Source organism: Ensifer sp. SL37 (assembly GCF_026672675.1).
Lineage (GTDB): Bacteria > Pseudomonadota > Alphaproteobacteria > Rhizobiales > Rhizobiaceae > Ensifer > Ensifer adhaerens.
Map to the genome: position 1 here is coordinate 1,067,666 of NZ_JAPPRN010000001.1, position 20,520 is coordinate 1,088,185.

Annotated in this window: 22 protein-coding genes and 1 riboswitch; of the genes, 12 read left to right on the top strand and 10 right to left on the bottom strand. The window is 64.3% G+C overall.

The annotated features are described in order from the left end of the window. Nucleotides 1-9 precede the first annotated feature (9 nt). From OVA00_RS04840 to thiO, 4 genes are read right to left on the bottom strand one after another with little or no spacing between them, the layout of a single operon-like run. Entirely contained in the window at nt 10-615 is a 606-nt protein-coding gene (locus OVA00_RS04840; protein WP_159415750.1) for a thiamine phosphate synthase, read from the bottom strand. After that, the gene (locus OVA00_RS04845) at nt 612-1,385 is read right to left on the bottom strand and encodes a thiazole synthase (RefSeq protein WP_268088180.1); all 774 of its coding nucleotides are present in this window, start codon (nt 1,383-1,385) and stop codon (nt 612-614) included. The genes OVA00_RS04840 and OVA00_RS04845 overlap by 4 nt, the downstream gene beginning before the upstream one ends. A gap of 3 nt (nt 1,386-1,388) precedes the next feature. After that, nucleotides 1,389-1,586, bottom strand: coding sequence for a sulfur carrier protein ThiS (gene thiS, locus OVA00_RS04850; RefSeq protein ID WP_060583946.1), 198 nt, complete (start codon nt 1,584-1,586; stop codon nt 1,389-1,391). Then, nucleotides 1,583-2,554: a glycine oxidase ThiO gene (gene thiO / locus OVA00_RS04855; protein ID WP_268088186.1), complete on the bottom strand. Its 972-nt coding sequence runs from the start codon at nt 2,552-2,554 to the stop codon at nt 1,583-1,585. Before thiO ends, thiS begins: the two co-directional genes overlap by 4 nt. Before the next feature lie 161 nt (nt 2,555-2,715). Further along, a riboswitch (TPP riboswitch) is annotated at nt 2,716-2,836 on the bottom strand. 423 nt (nt 2,837-3,259) lie between these two features. On the opposite strand from thiO, the gene bioB reads away from it, so the two are divergent. From bioB to OVA00_RS04880, 5 genes are read left to right on the top strand one after another with little or no spacing between them, the layout of a single operon-like run. Then, nucleotides 3,260-4,276 carry a biotin synthase BioB gene (gene bioB / locus OVA00_RS04860; RefSeq protein WP_268088188.1) on the top strand — a complete coding sequence of 339 codons (1,017 nt, stop codon included), beginning with the start codon at nt 3,260-3,262 and terminating at the stop codon, nt 4,274-4,276. After that, the gene (locus OVA00_RS04865; RefSeq protein WP_268088190.1) at nt 4,273-5,418 is read left to right on the top strand and encodes an 8-amino-7-oxononanoate synthase; all 1,146 of its coding nucleotides are present in this window, start codon (nt 4,273-4,275) and stop codon (nt 5,416-5,418) included. The genes bioB and OVA00_RS04865 overlap by 4 nt, the downstream gene beginning before the upstream one ends. Further along, complete coding sequence (bioD, locus tag OVA00_RS04870; protein ID WP_268088192.1) at nt 5,415-6,053, top strand: dethiobiotin synthase; 639 nt, start codon at nt 5,415-5,417, stop codon at nt 6,051-6,053. Before OVA00_RS04865 ends, bioD begins: the two co-directional genes overlap by 4 nt. Continuing rightward, entirely contained in the window at nt 6,050-7,318 is a 1,269-nt protein-coding gene (locus tag OVA00_RS04875) for an adenosylmethionine--8-amino-7-oxononanoate transaminase (RefSeq protein WP_060644568.1), read from the top strand. Before bioD ends, OVA00_RS04875 begins: the two co-directional genes overlap by 4 nt. Then, on the top strand, nt 7,315-8,304 hold the full coding sequence (locus OVA00_RS04880; RefSeq protein WP_268088195.1) for a beta-ketoacyl-ACP synthase III: 990 nt from the start codon (nt 7,315-7,317) through the stop codon (nt 8,302-8,304). Before OVA00_RS04875 ends, OVA00_RS04880 begins: the two co-directional genes overlap by 4 nt. A gap of 51 nt (nt 8,305-8,355) precedes the next feature. Here OVA00_RS04880 and OVA00_RS04885 read toward each other — a convergent pair whose 3' ends face one another. Further along, nucleotides 8,356-9,357, bottom strand: a complete 1,002-nt coding sequence (locus tag OVA00_RS04885) for a LacI family DNA-binding transcriptional regulator (protein WP_089042872.1) — start codon at nt 9,355-9,357, stop codon at nt 8,356-8,358. Between the two features lie 297 nt (nt 9,358-9,654). On the opposite strand from OVA00_RS04885, the gene OVA00_RS04890 reads away from it, so the two are divergent. From OVA00_RS04890 to OVA00_RS04905, 4 genes are all read left to right on the top strand, one after another. Then, nucleotides 9,655-10,587 carry a sugar ABC transporter substrate-binding protein gene (locus tag OVA00_RS04890; RefSeq protein ID WP_034798471.1) on the top strand — a complete coding sequence of 311 codons (933 nt, stop codon included), beginning with the start codon at nt 9,655-9,657 and terminating at the stop codon, nt 10,585-10,587. A gap of 117 nt (nt 10,588-10,704) precedes the next feature. Further along, nucleotides 10,705-12,267: a sugar ABC transporter ATP-binding protein gene (locus OVA00_RS04895; protein WP_268088501.1), complete on the top strand. Its 1,563-nt coding sequence runs from the start codon at nt 10,705-10,707 to the stop codon at nt 12,265-12,267. A 1-nt stretch (nt 12,268) separates the two neighbouring features. Next, nucleotides 12,269-13,282, top strand: a complete 1,014-nt coding sequence (locus OVA00_RS04900; protein WP_060521908.1) for an ABC transporter permease — start codon at nt 12,269-12,271, stop codon at nt 13,280-13,282. A gap of 145 nt (nt 13,283-13,427) precedes the next feature. Then, nucleotides 13,428-13,904, top strand: coding sequence for an RbsD/FucU family protein (locus tag OVA00_RS04905; RefSeq protein WP_060644571.1), 477 nt, complete (start codon nt 13,428-13,430; stop codon nt 13,902-13,904). An 18-nt stretch (nt 13,905-13,922) separates the two neighbouring features. On the opposite strand, the gene OVA00_RS04910 is transcribed toward OVA00_RS04905, so the two are convergent. From OVA00_RS04910 to OVA00_RS04925, 4 genes are all read right to left on the bottom strand, one after another. Beyond that, entirely contained in the window at nt 13,923-14,969 is a 1,047-nt protein-coding gene (locus OVA00_RS04910; protein WP_060529375.1) for a glutathione synthetase, read from the bottom strand. A gap of 8 nt (nt 14,970-14,977) precedes the next feature. Continuing rightward, nucleotides 14,978-16,861 carry a flavohemoglobin expression-modulating QEGLA motif protein gene (locus OVA00_RS04915; RefSeq protein ID WP_268088199.1) on the bottom strand — a complete coding sequence of 628 codons (1,884 nt, stop codon included), beginning with the start codon at nt 16,859-16,861 and terminating at the stop codon, nt 14,978-14,980. Next, entirely contained in the window at nt 16,858-17,682 is an 825-nt protein-coding gene (locus OVA00_RS04920; protein WP_090296452.1) for an N-formylglutamate amidohydrolase, read from the bottom strand. The genes OVA00_RS04915 and OVA00_RS04920 overlap by 4 nt, the downstream gene beginning before the upstream one ends. 129 nt (nt 17,683-17,811) lie before the next feature. Continuing rightward, nucleotides 17,812-18,711 carry a LysR substrate-binding domain-containing protein gene (locus OVA00_RS04925; protein ID WP_268088200.1) on the bottom strand — a complete coding sequence of 300 codons (900 nt, stop codon included), beginning with the start codon at nt 18,709-18,711 and terminating at the stop codon, nt 17,812-17,814. 106 nt (nt 18,712-18,817) lie between these two features. Between OVA00_RS04925 and OVA00_RS04930 the strand changes: the two genes are divergently transcribed. The 3 genes from OVA00_RS04930 to OVA00_RS04940 all read left to right on the top strand — a co-directional run bounded on the left by OVA00_RS04930 (nt 18,818) and on the right by OVA00_RS04940 (nt 20,106). Continuing rightward, a complete protein-coding gene (locus tag OVA00_RS04930) occupies nt 18,818-19,012 on the top strand; it encodes a hypothetical protein (RefSeq protein WP_034798505.1) in 195 nt (64 codons plus the stop codon). A gap of 216 nt (nt 19,013-19,228) precedes the next feature. Then, a complete protein-coding gene (locus OVA00_RS04935) occupies nt 19,229-19,441 on the top strand; it encodes a hypothetical protein (RefSeq protein ID WP_370689606.1) in 213 nt (70 codons plus the stop codon). A gap of 62 nt (nt 19,442-19,503) precedes the next feature. Beyond that, on the top strand, nt 19,504-20,106 hold the full coding sequence (locus tag OVA00_RS04940) for a nitroreductase family protein (protein ID WP_060521914.1): 603 nt from the start codon (nt 19,504-19,506) through the stop codon (nt 20,104-20,106). A 43-nt stretch (nt 20,107-20,149) separates the two neighbouring features. Here the strand turns inward: OVA00_RS04940 and OVA00_RS04945 are convergent, their stop codons facing one another. After that, nucleotides 20,150-20,467 carry a potassium channel family protein gene (locus OVA00_RS04945; RefSeq protein WP_034798484.1) on the bottom strand — a complete coding sequence of 106 codons (318 nt, stop codon included), beginning with the start codon at nt 20,465-20,467 and terminating at the stop codon, nt 20,150-20,152. Nucleotides 20,468-20,520 lie beyond the last annotated feature (53 nt).

The window sequence follows — 20,520 nt, forward strand, 5'->3', positions numbered from 1 at the left end:
GGCACGTGCCTATCGCCACGGTGCGGTTCTGGCGATCCATTCGCGCGTCCGGCCTTCCGGGTCGGCGTTGCGGGTGATGTCGGTAACGACGGCGGCGATGTCGGCGCCGTGCTCGAAGACGCCGGCGATCCGCTCGACGTTGAGGCCGCCGATGGCGACCAGCGGCAGCAACCCGACACGGTTCCGCCAGGCGGCAAGGCGCGGCAGTCCCTGCGGCGCCCACTTCATAGCCTTGAGAATGGTCGGGTAAACCGGTCCGAGCGCGACATAGTCGGGCTTGGCAGCAAGTGCTGTCTCCAGTTCCGTCTCGTCATGGGTGCTGAGTCCGAGCTTCAGGCCGGCGGCGCGGATTGCAGTAAGGTCGGCCTCCGCCAGGTCCTCCTGGCCGAGATGGACGAAGTCGCAGCCTTCCGCGATCGCCAGTTGCCAGTAGTCGTTGACGATGAGCTGGCAGCCCTGCTCGTCGCAAACGGCCTTGGCCGCGCGGATCTCGCGGCGGATCTCCGCTTCCGTACGATCCTTGACGCGTAGCTGCACCAGCTTGACGCCGAGCGGCACCAGCCGCTCGATCCAATCCGTGCTGTCGACGATGAGATAGAAGGGGTCAAGTTTCACGCAAACACCGCCTTTCCGATGACGGGGGTGGAAGGGACGGCAAAATCGCGCGGTTCGAGCATGCCCGCCTCGAAGGCCTGCCGGCCGGCATCGATCGCGCCCGCGAACGCAGCGGCCATCAGCGCGGGCTTGGCGGCGCCGGCTACAGCGGTGTTGAGCAGGACGGCATCGAAGCCGAACTCCATCACCGTCGTTGCGTGCGAGGGCCGGCCGATGCCGGCATCGACGATCAGCGGCACATCGGGAAAGTTGGCCCGCATTGCCCTGAGCGCCTGGATGTTCTGCGGCCCCATGGCGCTGCCGATCGGCGCGCACCAGGGCATCAGCACCTTGCAGCCGGCTTCCACGAGCCGTTCGGCAACCACGAGATCATCCGTGGTGTAGGGAAAGACTTCGAACCCTTCGGCCGAGAGGATGCGCGCCGCCTCGACCAGCCCGAAGACATCGGGCTGCAGCGTATCGTGGTGGCCGATCACTTCGAGTTTCAGCCAGTTGGTGCCGAAGACCTCGCGCGCCATCTTGGCCGTCAACACCGCCTCTGACACCGAGTGGCAGCCGGCGGTGTTCGGCAGCACGTGCACGCCGAGCGCCCGGATCAGTTCGAAGAAGGCGCCGCCCTGGCGGCCTCCGGCGGTTTCGCGCCGGAGCGAGACCGTGACGATCTCAGTGCCTGACGATCGCACCGCATCTTCCATAACGGCGGGGGAGGGGTAGCGGGCGGTGCCGAGCAGCAACCGTGAGCGCAGGTCCTGTCCATAAAGCGTCAGCATGTCTCAGCCTCCTTTCATCGGCGAGAGAATTTCGATCCGGTCCCTGTCGCTGAGCGCATGACCCGAACGGTCGGCCCGGTGCACCAGTTCGCCGTTGACGGCGGTGGCGAGCCAGTCGCCTTCGAAATCAAGGGCGGCCAGAAGCTCGGCGAGGGTGGTGACGGCGAGGTCGTGATCCTCGCCATTGACGGTCAGTCTCATGCGGCATCTCCCTTCAGGTCCTGCGCAAGCGCGAGGTCGGCTGCTTCCGCCGCCAGGGCCGGCGAAAGCAGGAAGCCATGGCGGTAAAGTCCGTTGATCGTGATGGTCTGCTCGGTGCGCAGGGCGCGCGGCAGGTTGTTGGCGAAGGCGGGGCGGACGCCGGCGCCGGTTTCGACGAGGCGCGCTTCGCCGAAGGCCGGATGCAGCGCATAGGCGGCGTTCAGCAGTTCCATGAGGGAGCGGGCGGTGATCGGTCCGCCGTCATCCGTCTCGATCATCGTCGCCCCGCACATGAAGAGGCCGCCGCCGCGCGGCACGATGTAGAGCGGGATGCGGGGATGAATGAGCCTGACCGGCCGCGACAGTTCCACGTCGCTTGTCTGCAGGTAGAGCATTTCGCCGCGCACGCCCCGCAGGCCCGGCGTTTCGCCGATGCGTGCCGCGCCGGCGCAGTCGGCGACGAGATCGTGGTGGCCATCGTCGCTCGTCTCATCGAGGAAGGTGACGCCGTGATCGACAAGCTTCTGCCGCAACCGGCTCAGCGCCCGGCGCGGGTCGAGATGCGCCTCACCGGGAAAAAACAGCGCCTCGCGGAAACGTCCGGCAAGCGCCGGTTCCAGCCGTTCGATCGCGGCGGCGTCGAGCCATTCGAAGCCGGAGGTGCGTGAGGCAAAGCGCTTGAGTTCGCCCGCATCCCGTGGCGGGGCGACGACAAGCGTGCCGTTTCGGGAAACCTCGCCCGGCAGGGCGTCGTCCCACCAGTCGATGGCGCCGATGCCCTTCGTCAGCACCACCTCTTCGGCGCTCTCGCGTTCGCACCAGGGTGCCAGCATGCCGCCGGCAAACCAGGAGGCCGCGCCGGCAAAGCCTGGTTTTTGCTCGACAACCGTCACCGCGACACCGCGGGCGCTAAGTTCATGCGCCAGACAGAGCCCTGCGACGCCGGCACCTTTGACGAGGATCCGCATGGCTCAGTGTTCCCGCGAGGCGTGGGCGGGCCGTCGTGAGGGAAGCGGGATGGTGTTGGCGGTGTGCATGCCGAGGCTCCGATTGTGGAGACCCAGTTCACGAGCGAAGGAAGGGGAAGGACGCCTTGCCGTTGAATGGTCGCGGGAACGCGACGTTTGCGGCAGCGATGTCTGCACCGTCCCTACGCCAGTATGAACTGGATCAGGTTCAACGGGTCACTGCGCCGCGCAAACCGCATAGCAGAATCTCAGCCCCTTGGCGGGACACCCCTGGTGAATGCTACAAGCTGACCGTTCGGGGCGGTTTTTGTCAAGAGCCAGCATTCGTGTGCGATGTGATCTCATCTGCCGAGAAAATTATCTATAATTTTGCGACGAGAAAGCGGAAGCGTTGGCGGCGTGCTGAGGGGAGGAGTGTCAGGCGGGCAGAGCGGGTCGAAAAATACCGGAGAAGCCCCGCTCGTCCTCGTTTCTCGGGTGCGTTACGCCCGATTTCGGAAATGGGAGATGCGACCGATTGATTGGTGATTGTTGCCCTGTCTCGGCGGTTTCCAGATTCACTCACGGTCAAAATACAACCAGAAGGGTATTTGCTAACACAAACTCTCCACCTGGGTGCTTGCGAACTTTGCTCGTCGATAAAATTATAGATAATATCAGATTCTATCTATTTCGCGTTTGCGATGACCTGGAGGACGAGCCTAAATGCTGGACGGAACCCTATCAACTGGCGCTAATTTTACCCCGGGCGACGCGGGCGAATCCCGCTGGACCCAAGCGGAAGCTGAAAAAATCTATAATTTGCCGTTCAACGATTTGCTCTACCGCGCACACACGGTCCATCGTGCGCAGTTCGATCCCAACGCCATCCAGATGAGCCGGCTGCTCTCGATCAAGACCGGAGGCTGCGCCGAGGATTGCGGCTATTGCAGCCAGTCCGCCCACTATCCGACCGGGCTCAAGGCATCGAAGCTGATGGAGGTCGAGCGTGTGCTTGCCGAGGCGCGACAGGCGCGCGACGGCGGTGCGACGCGCTATTGCATGGGGGCCGCCTGGCGCAGCCCGAAGGACCGCGACATGGACGCGATCGTCGCCATGATCGGCGGTGTGCGGGCGCTTGGCATGGAAACCTGCATGACGCTCGGGATGCTGACGCCGGACCAGTCCGCACGGCTCGCCGAGGCCGGGCTCGACTACTACAACCACAATGTCGATACCTCCGAACGCTTCTACGGCGAGATCATCACCACCCGCAGCTTTGCCGACCGGCTGGAGACGCTCGCGAATGTCCGCGATGCCGGCATCAAGGTCTGCGCCGGTGGCATTCTCGGCATGGGCGAAACCGCCGACGACCGGATCTCCATGCTGGTGACGCTCGCCAATCTGCCGGTGCCGCCCGAAAGCGTGCCGATCAACATGCTGATCCCGATCCCGGGCTCGAAGCTGGCCGATGCAGCGCCCGTCGATCCGATCGATTTCGTCCGCACCATCGCGCTTGCCCGCATCCTGATACCGCTATCGCATGTCCGGCTTTCGGCCGGCCGGACCGACATGAGCGACGAGACGCAGGCGCTCTGTTTCTTCGCCGGCGCCAATTCGATCTTTGTCGGCGAAACCCTGCTGACCGCCGACAATCCCGGCGAGGACCATGATGCGGCGCTCTTCCGACGCCTGGGGTTGAAGCCGATGGCTCCGGCGGCAAGGCAGGATGCGGCCGAATGACCCTGGGTCTGTTTGCGCGCTATGAGAAGACGCTGGAGGGCCTTGATCGCAAGGGCCGCCGGCGCGCACTTGCCCCCGCTGGCGGCCTGGATTTTACCTCGAACGACTACCTGGCGCTCGCCGCTTCGACGCGGCTGAAGGCGGCGATAACGAGTGCCATCGCGCGCGGCGTGCCGGTCGGCTCCGGCGGCTCACGGCTGTTGCGCGGCAATCACGAAGAACACGAGGCGCTTGAGGCGGAAGCGGCCACCTTCTTCGGCGCGGAACGAATGCTCTTCTTCGGCAGCGGCTATGCCGCCAATGCTGCCCTGTTTTCGACGCTGCCGCAGCGCGACGACCTCATCGTCCACGATGCCCTGATCCATGCGAGCGCCCATGAAGGCATCGCTGCGAGCAAGGCCGATTCGGTTGCGGCAGCGCACAACGATATCGACGCCTTTGCCGATGCGATCGGCCAATGGCGCCGCGCCGGCGGCACAGGGCGCCCGTGGATTGCCGTCGAAAGCCTCTATTCGATGGATGGCGATCGGGCGCCGCTCGCTGACCTCTTAGCGCTTGCCGCGCAGCATGACGGCTTTCTCGTCATCGACGAGGCGCACGCGACCGGCGTCTTCGGGCCGGAAGGTCGCGGTCTCGCCGCTGAGCTGGAGGACCGGGAGAACGTCGTCATGCTGCATACTTGCGGCAAGGCGCTCGGTGTTTCCGGCGCACTGGTCGGAACAAGCGCCGTGCTTTGCGACTATCTCGTCAACCGCGCCCGCAATTTCATCTATTCGACCGCGCCCTCGCCACTCATCGCGGCCGCGGTGCGTGAAGCGCTCGCCGCCCTCGTCGACGAGCCGGAACGCCGCGCCGCATTCGACGACCTCAGGTCTTTCGCCAACCGGGCGCTTGCCGAAGTGCTCGGCATCGAAGGCAGCGGCTCGCAGATCCTGCCCATCCCGATCGGTGATAACGGCCGAGCGGTCCGCATCGCCGCCCGTATGCGCGCCGAGGGTTACGATGTCAGGGCAATCCGCCCGCCGACGGTGCCGGAAGGCACCGCGCGTCTTCGGATCGCCATCACCCTCAACGTCGACCGGGCCGCAATCGTGCAGATGCTGCAGCAGTTGAAGATCGCGATCGCGAAGGAGCGGCCATGAAAACCCGTATTGTGATCACCGGTACCGATACCGGCATCGGCAAGACCATCTTTTCCGCAGCCCTCACCGATGCGCTCGACGGTTGCTACTGGAAGCCTGTGCAGTCAGGGCTCGACGAAGAAACCGACAGCGAAACCGTCGCCCGGCTTGGTCGGTTGTCGTGTGACCGCGTCCTGCCCGAAGCCTACAGGCTCGCAACACCGGCATCGCCGCACCTGTCAGCACGGATCGACGGCGTCACCATCGACCCGGAGCATCTTTCCCCGCAGGCGGTGGAACGACCGCTGGTGATCGAAGGCGCAGGCGGGCTTCTGGTGCCGCTGACGGAGCACACGGTCTTTGCGGATGTCTTTGCGCGCTGGCTGATCCCGGTGGTTGTCTGCGCTCGCACCGGGCTCGGCACGATCAACCACACCCTCTTGTCGCTCGAAGCGCTGCGCCGCCGCGCCATTCCCGTTCTCGGCGTCGCCTTCATCGGCGACGCGCAGGAGGACAGCGAAGCGATCATCGCGCGCCTTGGCGGGGTGCGCCGGCTCGGGCGGCTGCCGCGGCTCGACCCGCTGACGCCCGACCGCCTGCGCCACGCCTTCGCCGAGAATTTCAACATCGCCGATTTTCGAGGGATGCCGGCATGAAGAGCTCCGCCGTCTGGTATCCCTTCACCCAGCATGCCCTCGAACCGGCGATGCGCCGCATCGTCGGCACCGAAGGAGCGTATCTCGTCGACGAAGATGGCGCGTCGATCCTCGATGCGATTTCGTCCTGGTGGGTTATCACCCACGGCCACCGTCACCCCACGATCATGGAGGCGATCCGCAGGGCTACGGAGACCTACGACCAGATCATCTTCGCCGAATATACTCACGCACCGGCGGAAGACCTGGCGCGCGGGCTGATCGAGATCGCACCGCCCGGGCTCTCCCATGTGTTTTATTCCGATAGCGGTTCGACTGCGGTCGAGGTCGCGCTGAAGATGGCGCTCGGGTTCTTCCACAACAGCGGCCAGCCGCGGAGCCGGATCTGTGTGCTGGAGCATGGCTATCACGGCGACACGATCGGCACGATGTCGGCCGGCGAAAGAGGCGTCTTCAATGCCGCCTACGCGCCGCTGCTCTTCGCCGTCGATCGCCTGCCCTTTCCGGAGCCGGGCCGGGAGCAGGCAACGCTCGACGCCTTCGAACAGGCTTGCGCTTCCGGCGAGGTTGCCGCCCTGTTGATCGAGCCTCTGCTGCTTGGCGCCGGTGGCATGAAGACCTATCCGGCTTCCGTGCTGTCCGAGCTGAAACGCATTGCCGAACGGCATGGCAGCCTGCTGATCGCCGACGAGGTGATGACCGGTTGGGGGCGGACGGGCAGCCTGTTTGCCTGCGAGCAGGCCGGGATCGCGCCCGATATTCTCTGCACCTCGAAGGGGCTGACCGGCGGCGCGCTTCCTCTGGCCGCGACGCTTTGCACCTCGGAGATCTTCGAGGCGCATCTTTCGGTCGACCGACGCAAGACCTTCTTCCATTCGAGTTCCTACACGGCCAACCCGATCGCCTGTGCCGCGGCACTTGCCAATCTCGCCGTCTGGAGACAGGAGCCGGTGGGAGCGCGTATCGAAACCTTGGTCGCGCGCCAGCGTCGACATCTGGCGCGCTTCGCCGACGATCCTCGCTTCGTCGACGTTCGCCAAATCGGCACCATTACAGCCCTCGACCTCACGGTGCCGTCCGGCGGCTATCTCGCCGAGGTCGGCCCGCAGCTCAGGGCGTTTTTCCGCAAGCGTGGTTTGCTGATCCGTCCGCTCGGCAACGTCATCTACCTGATGCCGCCCTATTGCGTCACCGATGCCGATCTCGGGCGGGCCTATGACGCGATCGACGAGGCGGCGTCGCTCTTCGGGGCAGGGCAGCTATGAGGCTCGTTCGCTCATCCCGGATCGTCGGTTTCGGCCATGCGGTGCCGGAGCGGCGTGTCGCCAACGGCGAAATCGAGACGACGCTCGGGCTTGAGCCCGGCTGGATCGAGCGCCGCACCGGCATTCGCGAGCGGCGCTGGGCCGCGTCTGAAGACACGCTGTCGGGGCTTGCAGCAAAGGCGGGCGCAATGGCGCTCGAAGATGCCCGCACCCCGGCCGCCAATATCGCCCTGGTCCTGCTTGCGACCTCGACGCCCGATCACCTGCTGCCGCCTTCAGCACCCCTGCTCGCCCATCGTCTCGGCCTTTCCAACGCTGGTGCGATCGACCTTGCCGGCGCCTGCTCGGGTTTCCTCTACGCGCTGACGCTTGCCGATGGTTTCGCGCGGGCTCAGGGAAAGCCGGTGCTGGTGGTGGCGGCCAACATCTTGAGCCGCAGGATCAATCTGGCCGAGCGGGCGAGCGCCGTGCTCTTTGCCGATGCGGCCGGCGCCGTCGTCGTCGCGCCGTCCGATGACCCGCAAACCGGCCTCGTCGGCGTTGACCTCGCCGCCGACGGCAGCCGCTACGATCTGATCTCTATTGCCGCCGGCGGCGGCAACAGGCCGTTTTCCGCCGACACCAGGCCCGAGGACCTGTTGATGACAATGCGCGACGGGCGCGAGATGTTCGCGCAGGCGGTGGAGATGATGACGGCCTGTGCCGTGAACGCCATGGACGCCGCCGGCTGCGTGGCCTCGGACATCAGCCGCTTCGTGCCGCATCAGGCCAATGCCCGCATTTTCGACGCCGTCTGCGATCGTCTCGGCATCGCGCCGTCGAAAACGGTGCGCACGATCTCGGACTACGGCAATTCGTCGGCCGCGACCATCCCGCTGTCGCTATCGCTGGCGCACCGAGAAAAACCCTTCGTCTCCGGCGAAAAGCTGTTGCTGACGGCGGCCGGCGCGGGGCTTGCGGGAGGGGCGGCAGTGCTCGCGATCTGATGACGCGTCGACGGCAGCCACGCCGCGTAACCTGGGGCGCGCGCCGTGATGTCAGGGTGTTGAGGGCGCGGCGCAAGAGCCGCGTTTCATCAGCATTGGCTGCAGCTTGTATTCCTCCTGCAGCGCATGGCTGCCGAGCACGCCTTCGAGTGCCAGCCGGGCGATCTCGTCGATCGGCTGGCGAATGGTGGTGAGCCGCGGCAGCACCAGCGAAGCCAGAGGAATGTCGTCGAAGCCGACGATCGAAAGGTCGTTCGGGACCCGAAGCCCCATGTCGTCGGCGGCGCGCAGCAAGCCGATTGCCTGCTGGTCGCTGGCGGTGGCGATCGCAGTCGGGCGACTTGCTACGGGTTGCGTCAGCAGCTGCTTACCAAGTTCTTCACCTGAGCGGTAGTCGAAGTGCCCCTCGACGATCTGCGGCGGAACGTAGTCGCCTGGGTGGCTTTTCTGGAATTCCTCGAGCCGTTGAACGAAACCGCCGCGGCGCTCGCCGGAGACTTCGGTCGTGCCCGGACCGCTGATATAGCCAAGCCGACGATGGCCGAGCGAAAGCAGGTGGTCCGCGGCGAGATAACCGCCCTGACGATTGTCGACGGAGACGAGCGCATGGCCGCTCAAGGGCCGGTCGACGGTCACCGTGCGCGTGCGCGACGCCAATCCATCGGCGAGGCTGTTGCTGACGGGAACGAGGATCAGCCCGGCCGGCAACCGTCCGAGCAGGGTTTCAATTTGCTGCTTCTCGGCGTCCGGGTCGTCATGGGTGTTGGCAAGCAGCACCGAGTAGCCTTCGGCGGAAGCCAACATCTCCACCTGTTTGGCAAGCTCGGCAAAGAAGGGGTTGGTGATGTCAGGCACGACCAGGCCGATAATGTCGGTCTTGGCGAGCCGGAGGCTGCGACCGAGAATGTTCGGTCGGTAGCCGATCGCGTCGATCGTTGCTTCGACCTTAGCCCTGATGTCCTCGCTCACCGTCTTGTTCTTGGCAAGCACACGCGAAACCGTGCCGACGGACACCCCGGCGCGCTGGGCAACATCCTTGATCGTCGGGTTCAAACGGTCGGCTCCCTATCACGTTCGCTGCATCGATCAGGAGGGAAAAATCATGCAACGGATCAAAGTCTTACGCCAGCGACCGCGGGTCCGCCCGACGGCAGCTGGCCTTCCTCTTAGATCAGAGAATGCCGCGAACCGGTAGCGGCTTCCAGCACAAATTTCTCAGCGATGAAACGTTTCATATTGACAGCGATACCGCCTTTCTATCTTCTAAAGGTCGAAGCGGGCCACGCATGTTCATGTGATGAAACGTTTCATTGATGGTTGGAGGACCATCTTTTCACCGGAGGAGAACCCATGAAATTTTCCCTGTATGCGTCTATCGTCGCACTTACCGTTGCCACCGCATTGCCGACACTTGCCATGGCTGCCGATAAACCCGTCGTCGGCCTCGTCATGAAGTCGCTTGCAAACGACTTCTTCAAGAACATGCTGGAAGGCGCCGAAGCACATGCGCAGAAGCGTGGCGACTACGAGCTTAAAGCCATCGGCATGCAGAACGAGACCGACTTCGAGAGCCAGCTGAATGGCGTCGAGAACTTCATTACCCAGGGCGTCGATGCGATCGTGATTGCGCCGGCCGACTCCCGCGCCATGGTCGCGCCGCTGAAGAAGGCGATGGATGCGGGTATTGTCGTCATCAATTTCGACGTTTCGCTCGACGAGCAGGCAAAGAAGGATGCCGGCGTCGATCTGGCCTTCGTCGGCCCTGACAATCGAGGCGGCGCCAAGATGGTCGGTGATGCGCTCGCCAAGGATCTCGGCGCCGGCGGTAAGGTCGTGATCCTCGAGGGCAATCCGGGCGCCGACAATGCAGCGCAGCGCAAGCTCGGCTTCGAGGATGCGATCGCGGCAGGCAAGCTCGATCTTCTCGATTCTCGGACGGCGCATTGGGAAACGGAAGAGGCCAATTCCGTCTTCTCGACCATGCTGACGGCGCATCCCGATATCCAGGGTGTGCTCGCCGCCAACGATTCCATGGCGATCGGTGTCGTCAAGGCGCTCGACGCGGCTGGCCGAAACGACATCAAGGTCGTCGGCTTCGACAATGTGCCGGCGGTAGCCCCCATGCTGAAGGACGGCAAGCTTTTGGCGACAGTCGACCAGTTCGGTTCGCAGATGGCGGCGAACGCAATCGACAAGGCGCTCGAAGTCGTGGCCGGCGGGCCCAAACTCGAAGGTTGGGTGAAGACCGACATCGAGCTCGTGACCAAGGACAACGTGAAATAGCTCTGAGACCGCGCGTGCGCACCGGGCGCTGCCCGGTGCGCTTCGGCAAGGACAGCATCCGCCGCAGGCCAATGGTTTGCGTGCGCAATTGCTGCGTTTCAAAAGGGCCAGGTCATGATGAACACGCAAACCGTGCAGGCGGAAGCGGCTGGCGTTTCGATGCCGCCGGTTCTGGAACTGCACGATGTTAAGAAGGCCTTCGGGGGTACCAAGGCACTGAACGGCGTCAGCCTCTCCATTCAGCCGGGCGAAGTGCACGGCCTCATCGGCGAGAACGGTGCCGGCAAATCGACTTTGATCAAGGTTCTCTGCGGTATCGTCCGTCCGGACGAGGGCGCAATCAATCTTGCAGGCCGGGCCTATGCGCCGGCCACGCCCCGGGAGGCCAAGGCCAACGGTCTCCAGGTGGTGCACCAGGAATTCAACCTTCTGCCCCATCTGTCGGTGGCGGAAAACATCTTCATCGAGCATCTGCCGCGCAATGCGTTCGGCGTCGTTAGACGGCAGGAGATGCATGCCGGCGCACGGGCCGCACTCGACGCCATCGGCCTCAGCGACATCGACGTGCGCTGGCCGGTCGCGCGCCTCGGCATCGCCCACCGACAGTTGGTCGAGGTGGCGCGCGCGCTGATGACGGAAAGCCGTATTCTCATCCTCGACGAGCCGACGGCGACGCTGACGTCGCGCGAAACCGAGCGGCTGTTCAAGATCGTCAGCGACCTTCGCCGTCGCGGCGTCTCGATCGTTTTCGTGTCGCATCATCTCGACGAGGTCTTCCGCATCTGCGATCGGGTGACGGTGCTGCGCAACGGCGAGACGGTGTTCTCGCGGCCGATCGTCGAGACCAATCAGGACGAACTTGTGCGCGCCATGGTGGGCCGCAAGCTGCAGCAGCAGATGGCGAGCGAAGTGGTCTCGTTTGCTCGGCCGGCACAGGCGTTGTCGCTTGCCCGGTTTCGCCCGCCGCAATCGCCGCATGCCGAGGGCATTTCACTGCACCTGCACAAGGGCGAAATCCTGGGGATCGCCGGGCTTGTCGGCTCCGGCCGCACCGAGCTTCTGCGGGCGATCGCGGCCGCTCAACGGCCGCTCTCCGGTGAGCTCTTCCTTGAGGGGAAGCGCGCCTCCTTCCGCTCGCCGCGCGAGGCGATCAATGCCGGTATCGGCTTCGTGACCGAGGACCGGAAAGAGGAAGGCCTGATCCTCAACATGTCGATTTCGGCCAATGTCACGCTCGCGTCCCTCTCGGACGTCTCGCGTGCCGGCATCCTTGACAGGAAGGCGGAAATCGAAGTGACGGAACGGCTCGGCGCCGAGCTCAAGCTGAAATATGGCGGACCCGGCAAGAATGCCGCGACGCTCTCGGGCGGCAACCAGCAGAAGGTGGTGCTCGCCAAATGGCTGGCGCGCAATCCGAAGGTACTGCTGCTCGACGAGCCGACACGCGGCGTCGACGTCGGCGCCAAGGCCGAGATTTATGCCCTGATCCGCCAGTTCGCTGAACGTGGCTTGGCGCTGTTGATCGTCTCGTCGGAGCTGCCGGAACTGATGACCCTGTCGGACCGCATCCTCGTGATGTCGCAGCACCGTGTCGTCGGCGAGCTGTCGCGGCCGGAATTCTCCGAAGAACGTATCCTGCAATTTGCCTACCAGGGCGAGCAGCAACAGGCGAGGCAGTAAGATGCAAGCACTCGAAAAGACACAAGCCGGCGAAACCGTCCATGCCCGCCAGCTGCCGGGCTGGTCGCCAAAGGTGCTCCTGCGCGATGCCGGCATCGGCCTGGCGCTCCTGCTTTTGATCCTCTTCTTCTCGGTCTCGACCGAGCACTTCCTGACGGCCAACAACATCTCCAACATCCTGACGCAGATCACCATCAACCTGATCCTCGCCGTCGGCATGACCTTCGTCATCCTGATCGGCGGCATTGATCTTTCCGTCGGCTCGATGCTGGCCTTCTGCGCCGTCGTCGGCGGCACGGTGTTGACGATTCCCGATCTCTCGGTGTTCCAGGCCGTGGCGCTGGCAACGCTCGCCGCTGTCGGCACCGGCGTCGTCTGTGGCTTCCTGAATGGCTGGATCAGCGCCTTCTGGGGGCTGCCCTCCTTCATCGTCACGCTTGGCATGCTGAACATCGCCCGCGGTGCCGCGCTGCAGGTGACGGACGCACGCACGATCTATTCGTTTCCGCCGAGCTTCAACGCCTTCGGCTCGCAGATGATCTTCGGCATCCCCGTCGTCTTCCTGATCGCGCTGCTGCTCGTCGCGATCGCCTGGTTCGTACTGTCAAAGACGGTGTTCGGCCGGCTGCTCTATGGCATCGGCAACAACGAGGAGGCCGTGCGTCTCGCCGGCCATTCGCTGATGTTCTACAAAGTGGCGGCCTTCACGATTGCCGGTGCGCTCGTCGGCATCGCCGCCATGGTCTACATGGCCCGCCTTAACATCGCGAGCCCGATCATCGGCATCGGCTTCGAGCTGAACGCGATCGCCGCCGTCATCATCGGTGGCACGAGCCTCAACGGCGGCCGCGGCACGGTGATCGGCACCCTGCTCGGTGCCTGCATCACTGGGGTGCTTGCCAACGGCCTCATCCTGTTCGGGCTCAGCGATTTCATGCGGCAGATGATCACCGGTGTCGTCATCATCCTCGCCGTCATCATAGATAAATATCGCGAACGGCTGACCGGTATCTAAGACCGGGAGCCACGTGCGGACGGATCGCCGCCCGCCGCAATCGACGAAACGCGGTGAAGGACAAGGTGGTCGGGTCGATAGACCCGCCCGCGGGGATCTCTGCGGCCTGGTTTTCACGCAGAAGCAAATGGGGAAGGTTAGGCTGATGCTCAAGAACATCGATCCGGCGCTAAACGCCGACGTGCTGCATGCACTACGCTCAATGGGACATGGAGACCGGATCGCGATCGTTGACGCGAATTTTCCCGCCGACACGATCGCCCGCCACACCCGGCTCGGCCTACCGCTGCACATTGCGAATGTCTCGGCCGCGCGTGCGGTGCGCGCCATTCTTTCCGTCATGCCGCTCGACACGCCGCTGCAGCCCTCGGCGGCGCGGCTGACGCCGGACGGAGAGGCGGGCGAACTGCCGGACGTCCAGCGCGAGGTGCAGGCCGAGCTCGTGCGTGCGGATGGTATTCTTTCGAAGATGTATGCGATCGAGCGTTTCGCCTTCCACGAGGAAGCGAAGCGCGCCTATTGTATCATCGTGACGGGCGAGGCGCGCCGCTTCGGCAGCTTCCTCTTCACCAAGGGCGTGGTGCCGCCGGCCAGCCACTGGCACGAGGCCGTCGCCGGGTGAGAGCCACCTTGGCCGCCATCAAAGGGTCGCAAGCTCCCGATTGGAAAGCACGCCATCATTGGCCCGCCTTATCTCGACCTTCCGTTCGAGCTCGGCGACGATGTCTTCGCTGAAATCGATCGAGGTCAGCTCGGCGATCTCGGGCAGGGCGCCGGGCGTGAAGACATTGACCTCCACCAGCTTGTCGCCGACGACGTCGAGGCCGACCAGGAACATGCCGTCGCGCACCAGTTTGGGGCGCATCTCTTCGGCGACGGCAAGCATCGCCGGGGTGACGACGGCCGCGGCGGGCCGGCCGTTGACATGCATGTTGGAGCGCAACTCGCCTTCCGCCGGAACGCGCCGCACGGCGGCATAGGTGTCGCCACGCTTGAGCGGCCGGCCGTTCATCAGGAACAGGCGGACGTCGCCCTCCGTCGCCGCCGGCAGGTATTCCTGCGCGATCACATAGCCCATCTCGCTGACGGCCTCGAAGATCTGGTTGAGGTTCGTCTCATGGCTGGAGCCGACCTTGAAGACGTTCTTGCCGCCGGAGCCCTGCAGCGGCTTCAGGATGACGCCTTCGGGATGGGCGTCGAGGAAGGACCGGACCTCCTCCATGTGTTTCGTGATCAGCGTGGTTGGACGGACGACCTCGGGAAAACCCTGCAGATAGAGCTTGTTCTGTGCTGCCGCCAATCCGTCCGGGTCGTTGACGACGATCGCACCGCGCTCGGCGGCGAGCCGCCCGAAGATGATGCCGGCCTGGGTCGCCCAGGGACGCGTTGCGGCATCCTCCGAGGGGTCGTTGCGCAGAAAGAGGATCTGGATATCCGTAATGTCCAGGACCTCGCGCCGCGTCGCATCACCCCGCAGTGCCGCAATGAAGGTTTCAGCCTTGCGCGGCTTTGCAGTTCCGAGAGAAAGCGCATGGACGATCAGGCGGCCGTCGGGTGTCAGAACGAAATCGCCTGGCGTGAGGTAGACGATCTCATGGCCGCGGGCGAGGGCGGCGAGTGCCAGCGACGTCGTCGCATAGAACGTCTCTTCGCCCTCGATGGAGTTGACGAGAAAGGCAATGCGCATTCGGTTTCCTACTCTGAGATCAAGTCGAGCGGGGACAGTCCCCTTTGGGCTCGCTGAAGTCGGTCGCGCGCTTTGACCTCATCGAGAAAGATAGGGCGGAGCGCTGCGGTACCAAGGAGGCCGCGCAGGCTGAGTTCCTGGATCGCGCCGAAATGCGAGGCGGCGATCTTGCCCATCCAGAACGGTTCGAGAGTGCCGCCGCCGGCGAGGTGATCGAGAAGCTGCAAGAGGCCGCGCAGGTAGATCGCGTCCTTGACCAGCCCGCCGCCGCGATAGATGCGCAGCGTGATGTTGAAGGCCTCGGTGGCCGCAAAGCCATGACCGTCGACGAGCAGCCGGTAGGTCTGCGGAAAGGGTGCGCCGTCGAGCATGGCGGCGCAGCCGACGACCCGTGCCGCCAGCACGCGCAGCCGGTCTATCGTCATGCCGGCGCTCAGATATTCGGCAAAGACCGCGAGCCCCTCCTGCATGCCTTCGTAACCGGCCAGTCCGGAGCGAAGGATACGCAGCCCCTGGGCCGAACCGTTGAAATAGGTCAGCAGATGCACGCCAATCTCGTGGTTGAGCAGCGCCTCGACGCGATCGGCGTCGAGCGCGGAACTCCTGGCGATCAAAAGCTGGCCGCGCGAAACGAGCAAGCCAGCCGGCAGGTCGTCGCGAATGTCGACGGAGGCGGAAAAATCGGCCGACTGGCGCCGATAGGCCGATATCATCGCCTGGGCGCGCTCCCTTATGTACTCGCAATCGCGCCTGTCTGCGGCCGAAGACCGTGCATCGCGGTCGGGTGCAGTGCGCGCCAGGATTTCGGAGGCGGCGTCATGAAGCGTGGCTTCCACCGGGCCATAGAGGGCGCGACCGAACTCGACGAAGGTGCGCGTCTCCCGCGCCGAGATCATCGACAACTGCAGATCGACCTCCTGCTGCTTTTCCCGGTACAGGGCGTAGAGCAGCGGATCTTCGAGATGTTCGAAGTTGAGGGAAAAGAGCTTCCGCTTGGCCGTCTCGATCTGCAGCGTCAGCGGCCGGTAGTAGAGACGCGGACTCTTGGAGAAGCCGCCCGAAGCGAACTCCGTCCAAGCGGCTTCGGCGTTGATTGGCGTCACCGCCAGAAGGAAGTCGAAGCTGGAGGCAATCTCGTCGATGCCGCGGTCGGCGCGCACGACGGCATCGACGAAGGCTTTTCGGCCGAAGGCACGGTGCGTCGGCAGCCGAAAACTGTCCGATTTTGCGCGGGCGAAAGCAGCAACGGCTCTTAGCCCCGCGTCGAAGATGCTCGCGACCAGCCGCTCGCGCAGTTGCGGATAGATGCGGCGCGTTCCCGGCTCGCAGTAGATCGGCGCGAAGCGCACCGTCAGGTGTGGGGTGTCGAGCGCAAGCGCCTTTCGGCCTGTCGCTGTCGCCGCTGGGCGCTCGACGAGCGTCACATGCGGTGTGCGGAATTTTCCTTCGATCGTTGCCGCCGTCTCGATCAGGGCCTTGGCGGCGACCTGCTCGGCGGCACGCGCGCCGGCGACCACCTCGATCAAAAAGGGCGGCAGGAAGGGCGCGTCCTTGGCCGGCGGTTCATCGCTTTCGAGCTCACCGAATTCGAGCACGATGAAAAGGCCGAGTCGCTGTTCGATTACGCGCCCGACACGTTCGATGATTGCGGCGGCGGTATCGATGTCGGGCGCCAGTAGATAGGCGGCGTTCGCCTGGGCGATGTCGCGCGCCACCGGCTGTTGGTGCTCGGCGGCGATGTGCACGCAGAGGAAGGGAACGAGGCGGTCGATGTGCAGCCGTCCGCCCTCGCCGAAATCGCGCCGCACGGCGCGGCCATCCGTCAGCCGGCCGATGGCTTCGTCGAGCCAGGCCGGGGTCGGACTTACGGGCGTCGCTTTCTCCTCCGTCATCGCTGCCTCGCCAACGTTTCGGTCAGGATCGGGACGAGGGAAGAGACCAGTGCCCGCAGAGAACGAAGCGCCCGGATATCCGGCTTGCCGGTCCATTCGTCCATGAAGGTCTTCTTGAACTCGATCGCGATCGCGCAGCCGGTCTCGGGAAAATGCTCGTGGATGAAGCGCGTCTGCTCTCCGCGTCCTTGGAAGGCGACGTTCTCGCGTACATCCACCGGCCGGCCGTCGATAGAGGCGGTGCCGAGCGCCGACATCAGCGTATCGATGACGCCGGCCCATCTGAGCCGATCCATCGAGGAGGTCCCGATGTTGATTTCCGGGGCTTCGTCGGGAGCCGCAGGCGCGGCGTCCGGCCCCTGTCGCCGGTGGTTGTAGCTGTGCATGTCGAGCACGATGAAGCGACCGTGGCGGCGCTCGATCGCCGTCAGCATCGAATGCAGCATGGCATAGTACTCGTCATGGACGGCGAGGGACGCCTCGATCATCTCGACGGGCGGATGTTCCCGCCAGACGGAAAGGCCCCAGGCTTGCGCCGGCTGAAGATAGACCGCGCCCGTGCGGGCACGGTTGAGGTCGACCTCGAAGCGGGACCTGTGGACGACGATGCGGTTGGCAAGATCGCGGATGACGAACTCGGTGAACGGATCCTCCTCGCGCAGCCGTTCCTCGTCTGTCAGGGCGGTGAGCGCGCGGGCGTCGCTGCGCATCGCGTGCCCGTTGTGGATCGCCGTGCCGACGATCGGCCCATCGCCGCGGTGTGCGGTCCACCAGGTGGTTTCGCTGGCTGAGCGGAACTGTTCCGTCGGCTCGCTTTGCATCTTCGCTCCCGCACTCCCTCGCTCTGGTCGCTACGGGGGTGCAACTCCCCGGTGGCCCGAAGGGTTCCAGAACGGGAGAAATTTCCGGGGCGGTCGAGACGCAAGGCCACCCCGCTTCGACAGCCGCCCTCAACGTTTTTGTTGGCCGATCTCGCCGAGAATCCACTGGCGGAAGGCGCTGATTTTCGGGGCGTTTCGCCGGCTTTCCGGATAGACCATCCAAAAGGCCTGGCTCTCGTCGCAGAGCAGATCGAAGGGCTGGATCAGACGCCCGTCTGCGAGTTCCGCGGCAAAGAAGGCCGGCGTCAGGATCGCCACGCCCTGTCCGGCCGCGGCCGCATTTCCCTCATAGACTTGGGCGCCCATGCTGGAGCCGGGCCGGCTCGCAAGCCCTTCCACCGGCACGTTGGCGGCGGCAAACCACTGCGCCCACCAGGGATCACCGGGGTCGAGAAGCGGCAGGCGCAGGAGGTCGGCCGGTTCCTTCACGCCACCGATGCTGGCCGCAAGGCCTGGGCTCAACATCGGCGAAAAATCGGCGTTGATCAGACGGTGGGCGGCAAGTCCCGGCCACTCGCCGCGGCCTGAGCGAATGCCGATATCGACCTCCTCGCGACTGAAGTCGACGAGATGCGGCTCGGTTTGAAGTCGCACGGCAAGCGAGGGGTGAGTGATCTGAAACGAGCCGAGGCGCCGCGCCAGCCAGTTGGAGGCAAAGGTCGCGATCGTACTGATGACCAGTGTTCCCTGGGCGCCGCCGCGCGCGCTCACATAGGCTTCGCTGAGCTGCTCGAAGACCTGCGTCACCACGGGTGCAAGCCGCTGGCCGACCTCGGTGAGCGCGATCTGGCGTGGGCGGCGGAGGAACAGGGATGCGCCGATCCGATCTTCCAGCACCTTGATCTGATAGCTCACCGCAGCTTGCGTCATGCCGAGTTCGCTTGCGGCATTGGTGAAACTTCCATGGCGCGCGACCGCCTCGAAGACCCGTATCGCCGTCAATGGGGGAAGCGGAAGTGTCTTATGCATCAAATGGCCTTATGCATGGTGACCGATATTCGATTGGAAGTTGATGCCGTCCACAACCATTTTCAAGGTCCGTCCATTAGACGGATTGATGAAGAGGATGACGGCTATGACAACTATTCAAGTACGTAGTTTTTCGTCGACAAACGATTTTTCCGTCGGTTCCTGGCTGGCGCTCCTGTTCGCGAGGAAGAGCCGGACGACCGATGTCGTCGACGTCAGGGATCTGTCGGATCACCTGAAGCGGGATATGGGCTTTCTCGACGGCAACCGCCCCGACGGGCACGACCTCCCGACCGCATGATTTCGTCCGACCGCTTGATTTCGACAGACCCGGGCGGACCTCCCACCGCCCGGGTCTTTTCTTGCCCGCGACGCAGCGTCGTCGCCCGGGCGGAGCAGTTTTCCACGTCCCGCCCGCTCTTTGGGTCAGAATTCCTTTAATCTACTGTTTAAGTGGATAATCTCGGTGGTGTCGGCCGGCGCGAGTTTGCGGCGGCCGCCTGAGATGAGGTCCATGATGAGCATGTTGCGGCAATACGAGCGTTTGAGTGCAATCCGCGAGGTCCTGCAGGGCCGGCTGGAACTGCACGAGGCACGCGATTGTTTTGGTTTCGACGATATCGAGGATGGCACGGTCCATGAGCTTAAGGATCGCATTGCCGAACTTTCCGATGAGATCTCGACCTTGAAAAGCCGCTGCGGACGCTATCAAAGCTTCGGCCGTCAGTGACCAAATCCGCCATCAATTACCTGAAGTGACGGCGGCACGCCGTCGATGAATGGAACATCCCCATGACGTTGCATGTAAATTCCCGCGTCGCAGATTATGCGATCAACCCGCTTTTTCTCGAGCGCTGGTCTCCGCGCGCCTATTCGGGTGCCGAGATTTCCGAGCCCGAGCTGTTCGAGATTCTTGAGGCTGCTCGCTGGGCGCCGTCCGCCTACAATGCCCAGCCTTGGCATTTCGTCTATGCGCGCCGCGGCAGTGAAGGTTGGGAGAGGCTGCTCGGCCTCCTGAACGAGTTCAACCGGAGTTGGGCGGCGGAGGCATCGGCGCTGATCTTCGTGTTGTCGAAGACTTCACTGTTGCCGCCCGGCGGTAGCGAAGAGGTGGCGTCCTACACCCATTCCTTCGATGCCGGTGCCGCCTGGGGTGCGCTTGCGCTGCAGGCAGCGCATTCCGGCTGGCAGGCGCATGGTATGGCCGGTCTCGACTATGAGCGCGCGCGAACGGAGCTCGGCGTGCCCGAGAACTATCGGATCGAAGCGGCCGTCGCGATCGGGCGTCTCGGCGACAAGGCGCTGCTTCCGCACGCGCTGCAGCAGCGCGAGCAGCCAAGCCCGCGCAAGGCGCTGTCGGAGATCGTATCCGAAGGCCGGTTCGTGGCCGGCTGACCCGTCAAACGAGGGGGCGGGCAAGGCTTGCCGGCTTGCCCCCTCAGTGGTCGTCGGTCTCATCCCGGCTAGTCTCATTCAGCGCCTGCACGGTGACCGCAGCGACGAGGCCGGTCAGTACGATGCCGGAAAAACCGATCACCAGCGCCAGCACCCGAGCGCTCAGATGCTTCGGCGTGATGTCGCCGTAGCCGATGGTCAGGCCCGTGACGAAGGTGAAATAGAACGCTTCGTCGAGCCGCCAGTCTTCGATGCGGCCGATGACGACGCCGGTTCCTGCCATTACGATCAGGATCGCTGAGAAGATCGGCCAGAGCAGCTGAAGCTGCTGGTAGAGATTGGAGAAGAACCGGCGTCGCATTCTCTTCGTCTGCCGCCGGCGTTGAGATTCCGCCACGCAATCCTCCCTCTCGC

What these genes read in the sequence shown, in the direction of transcription:
- OVA00_RS04845 (WP_268088180.1), bottom strand. Translation starts at nt 1,385, where the DNA reads ATGCTGACGCTTTATGGACAGGACCTGCGCTCACGGTTGCTGCTCGGC.
- thiS (WP_060583946.1), bottom strand. Translation starts at nt 1,586, where the DNA reads ATGAGACTGACCGTCAATGGCGAGGATCACGACCTCGCCGTCACCACC.
- thiO (WP_268088186.1), bottom strand. Translation starts at nt 2,554, where the DNA reads ATGCGGATCCTCGTCAAAGGTGCCGGCGTCGCAGGGCTCTGTCTGGCG.
- bioB (WP_268088188.1), top strand. Translation starts at nt 3,260, where the DNA reads ATGCTGGACGGAACCCTATCAACTGGCGCTAATTTTACCCCGGGCGAC.
- OVA00_RS04865 (WP_268088190.1), top strand. Translation starts at nt 4,273, where the DNA reads ATGACCCTGGGTCTGTTTGCGCGCTATGAGAAGACGCTGGAGGGCCTT.
- bioD (WP_268088192.1), top strand. Translation starts at nt 5,415, where the DNA reads ATGAAAACCCGTATTGTGATCACCGGTACCGATACCGGCATCGGCAAG.
- OVA00_RS04875 (WP_060644568.1), top strand. Translation starts at nt 6,050, where the DNA reads ATGAAGAGCTCCGCCGTCTGGTATCCCTTCACCCAGCATGCCCTCGAA.
- OVA00_RS04880 (WP_268088195.1), top strand. Translation starts at nt 7,315, where the DNA reads ATGAGGCTCGTTCGCTCATCCCGGATCGTCGGTTTCGGCCATGCGGTG.
- OVA00_RS04890 (WP_034798471.1), top strand. Translation starts at nt 9,655, where the DNA reads ATGAAATTTTCCCTGTATGCGTCTATCGTCGCACTTACCGTTGCCACC.
- OVA00_RS04895 (WP_268088501.1), top strand. Translation starts at nt 10,705, where the DNA reads ATGAACACGCAAACCGTGCAGGCGGAAGCGGCTGGCGTTTCGATGCCG.
- OVA00_RS04900 (WP_060521908.1), top strand. Translation starts at nt 12,269, where the DNA reads ATGCAAGCACTCGAAAAGACACAAGCCGGCGAAACCGTCCATGCCCGC.
- OVA00_RS04905 (WP_060644571.1), top strand. Translation starts at nt 13,428, where the DNA reads ATGCTCAAGAACATCGATCCGGCGCTAAACGCCGACGTGCTGCATGCA.
- OVA00_RS04910 (WP_060529375.1), bottom strand. Translation starts at nt 14,969, where the DNA reads ATGCGCATTGCCTTTCTCGTCAACTCCATCGAGGGCGAAGAGACGTTC.
- OVA00_RS04915 (WP_268088199.1), bottom strand. Translation starts at nt 16,861, where the DNA reads ATGACGGAGGAGAAAGCGACGCCCGTAAGTCCGACCCCGGCCTGGCTC.
- OVA00_RS04920 (WP_090296452.1), bottom strand. Translation starts at nt 17,682, where the DNA reads ATGCAAAGCGAGCCGACGGAACAGTTCCGCTCAGCCAGCGAAACCACC.
- OVA00_RS04925 (WP_268088200.1), bottom strand. Translation starts at nt 18,711, where the DNA reads ATGCATAAGACACTTCCGCTTCCCCCATTGACGGCGATACGGGTCTTC.
- OVA00_RS04930 (WP_034798505.1), top strand. Translation starts at nt 18,818, where the DNA reads ATGACAACTATTCAAGTACGTAGTTTTTCGTCGACAAACGATTTTTCC.
- OVA00_RS04935 (WP_370689606.1), top strand. Translation starts at nt 19,229, where the DNA reads ATGAGCATGTTGCGGCAATACGAGCGTTTGAGTGCAATCCGCGAGGTC.
- OVA00_RS04940 (WP_060521914.1), top strand. Translation starts at nt 19,504, where the DNA reads ATGACGTTGCATGTAAATTCCCGCGTCGCAGATTATGCGATCAACCCG.
- OVA00_RS04945 (WP_034798484.1), bottom strand. Translation starts at nt 20,467, where the DNA reads ATGCGACGCCGGTTCTTCTCCAATCTCTACCAGCAGCTTCAGCTGCTC.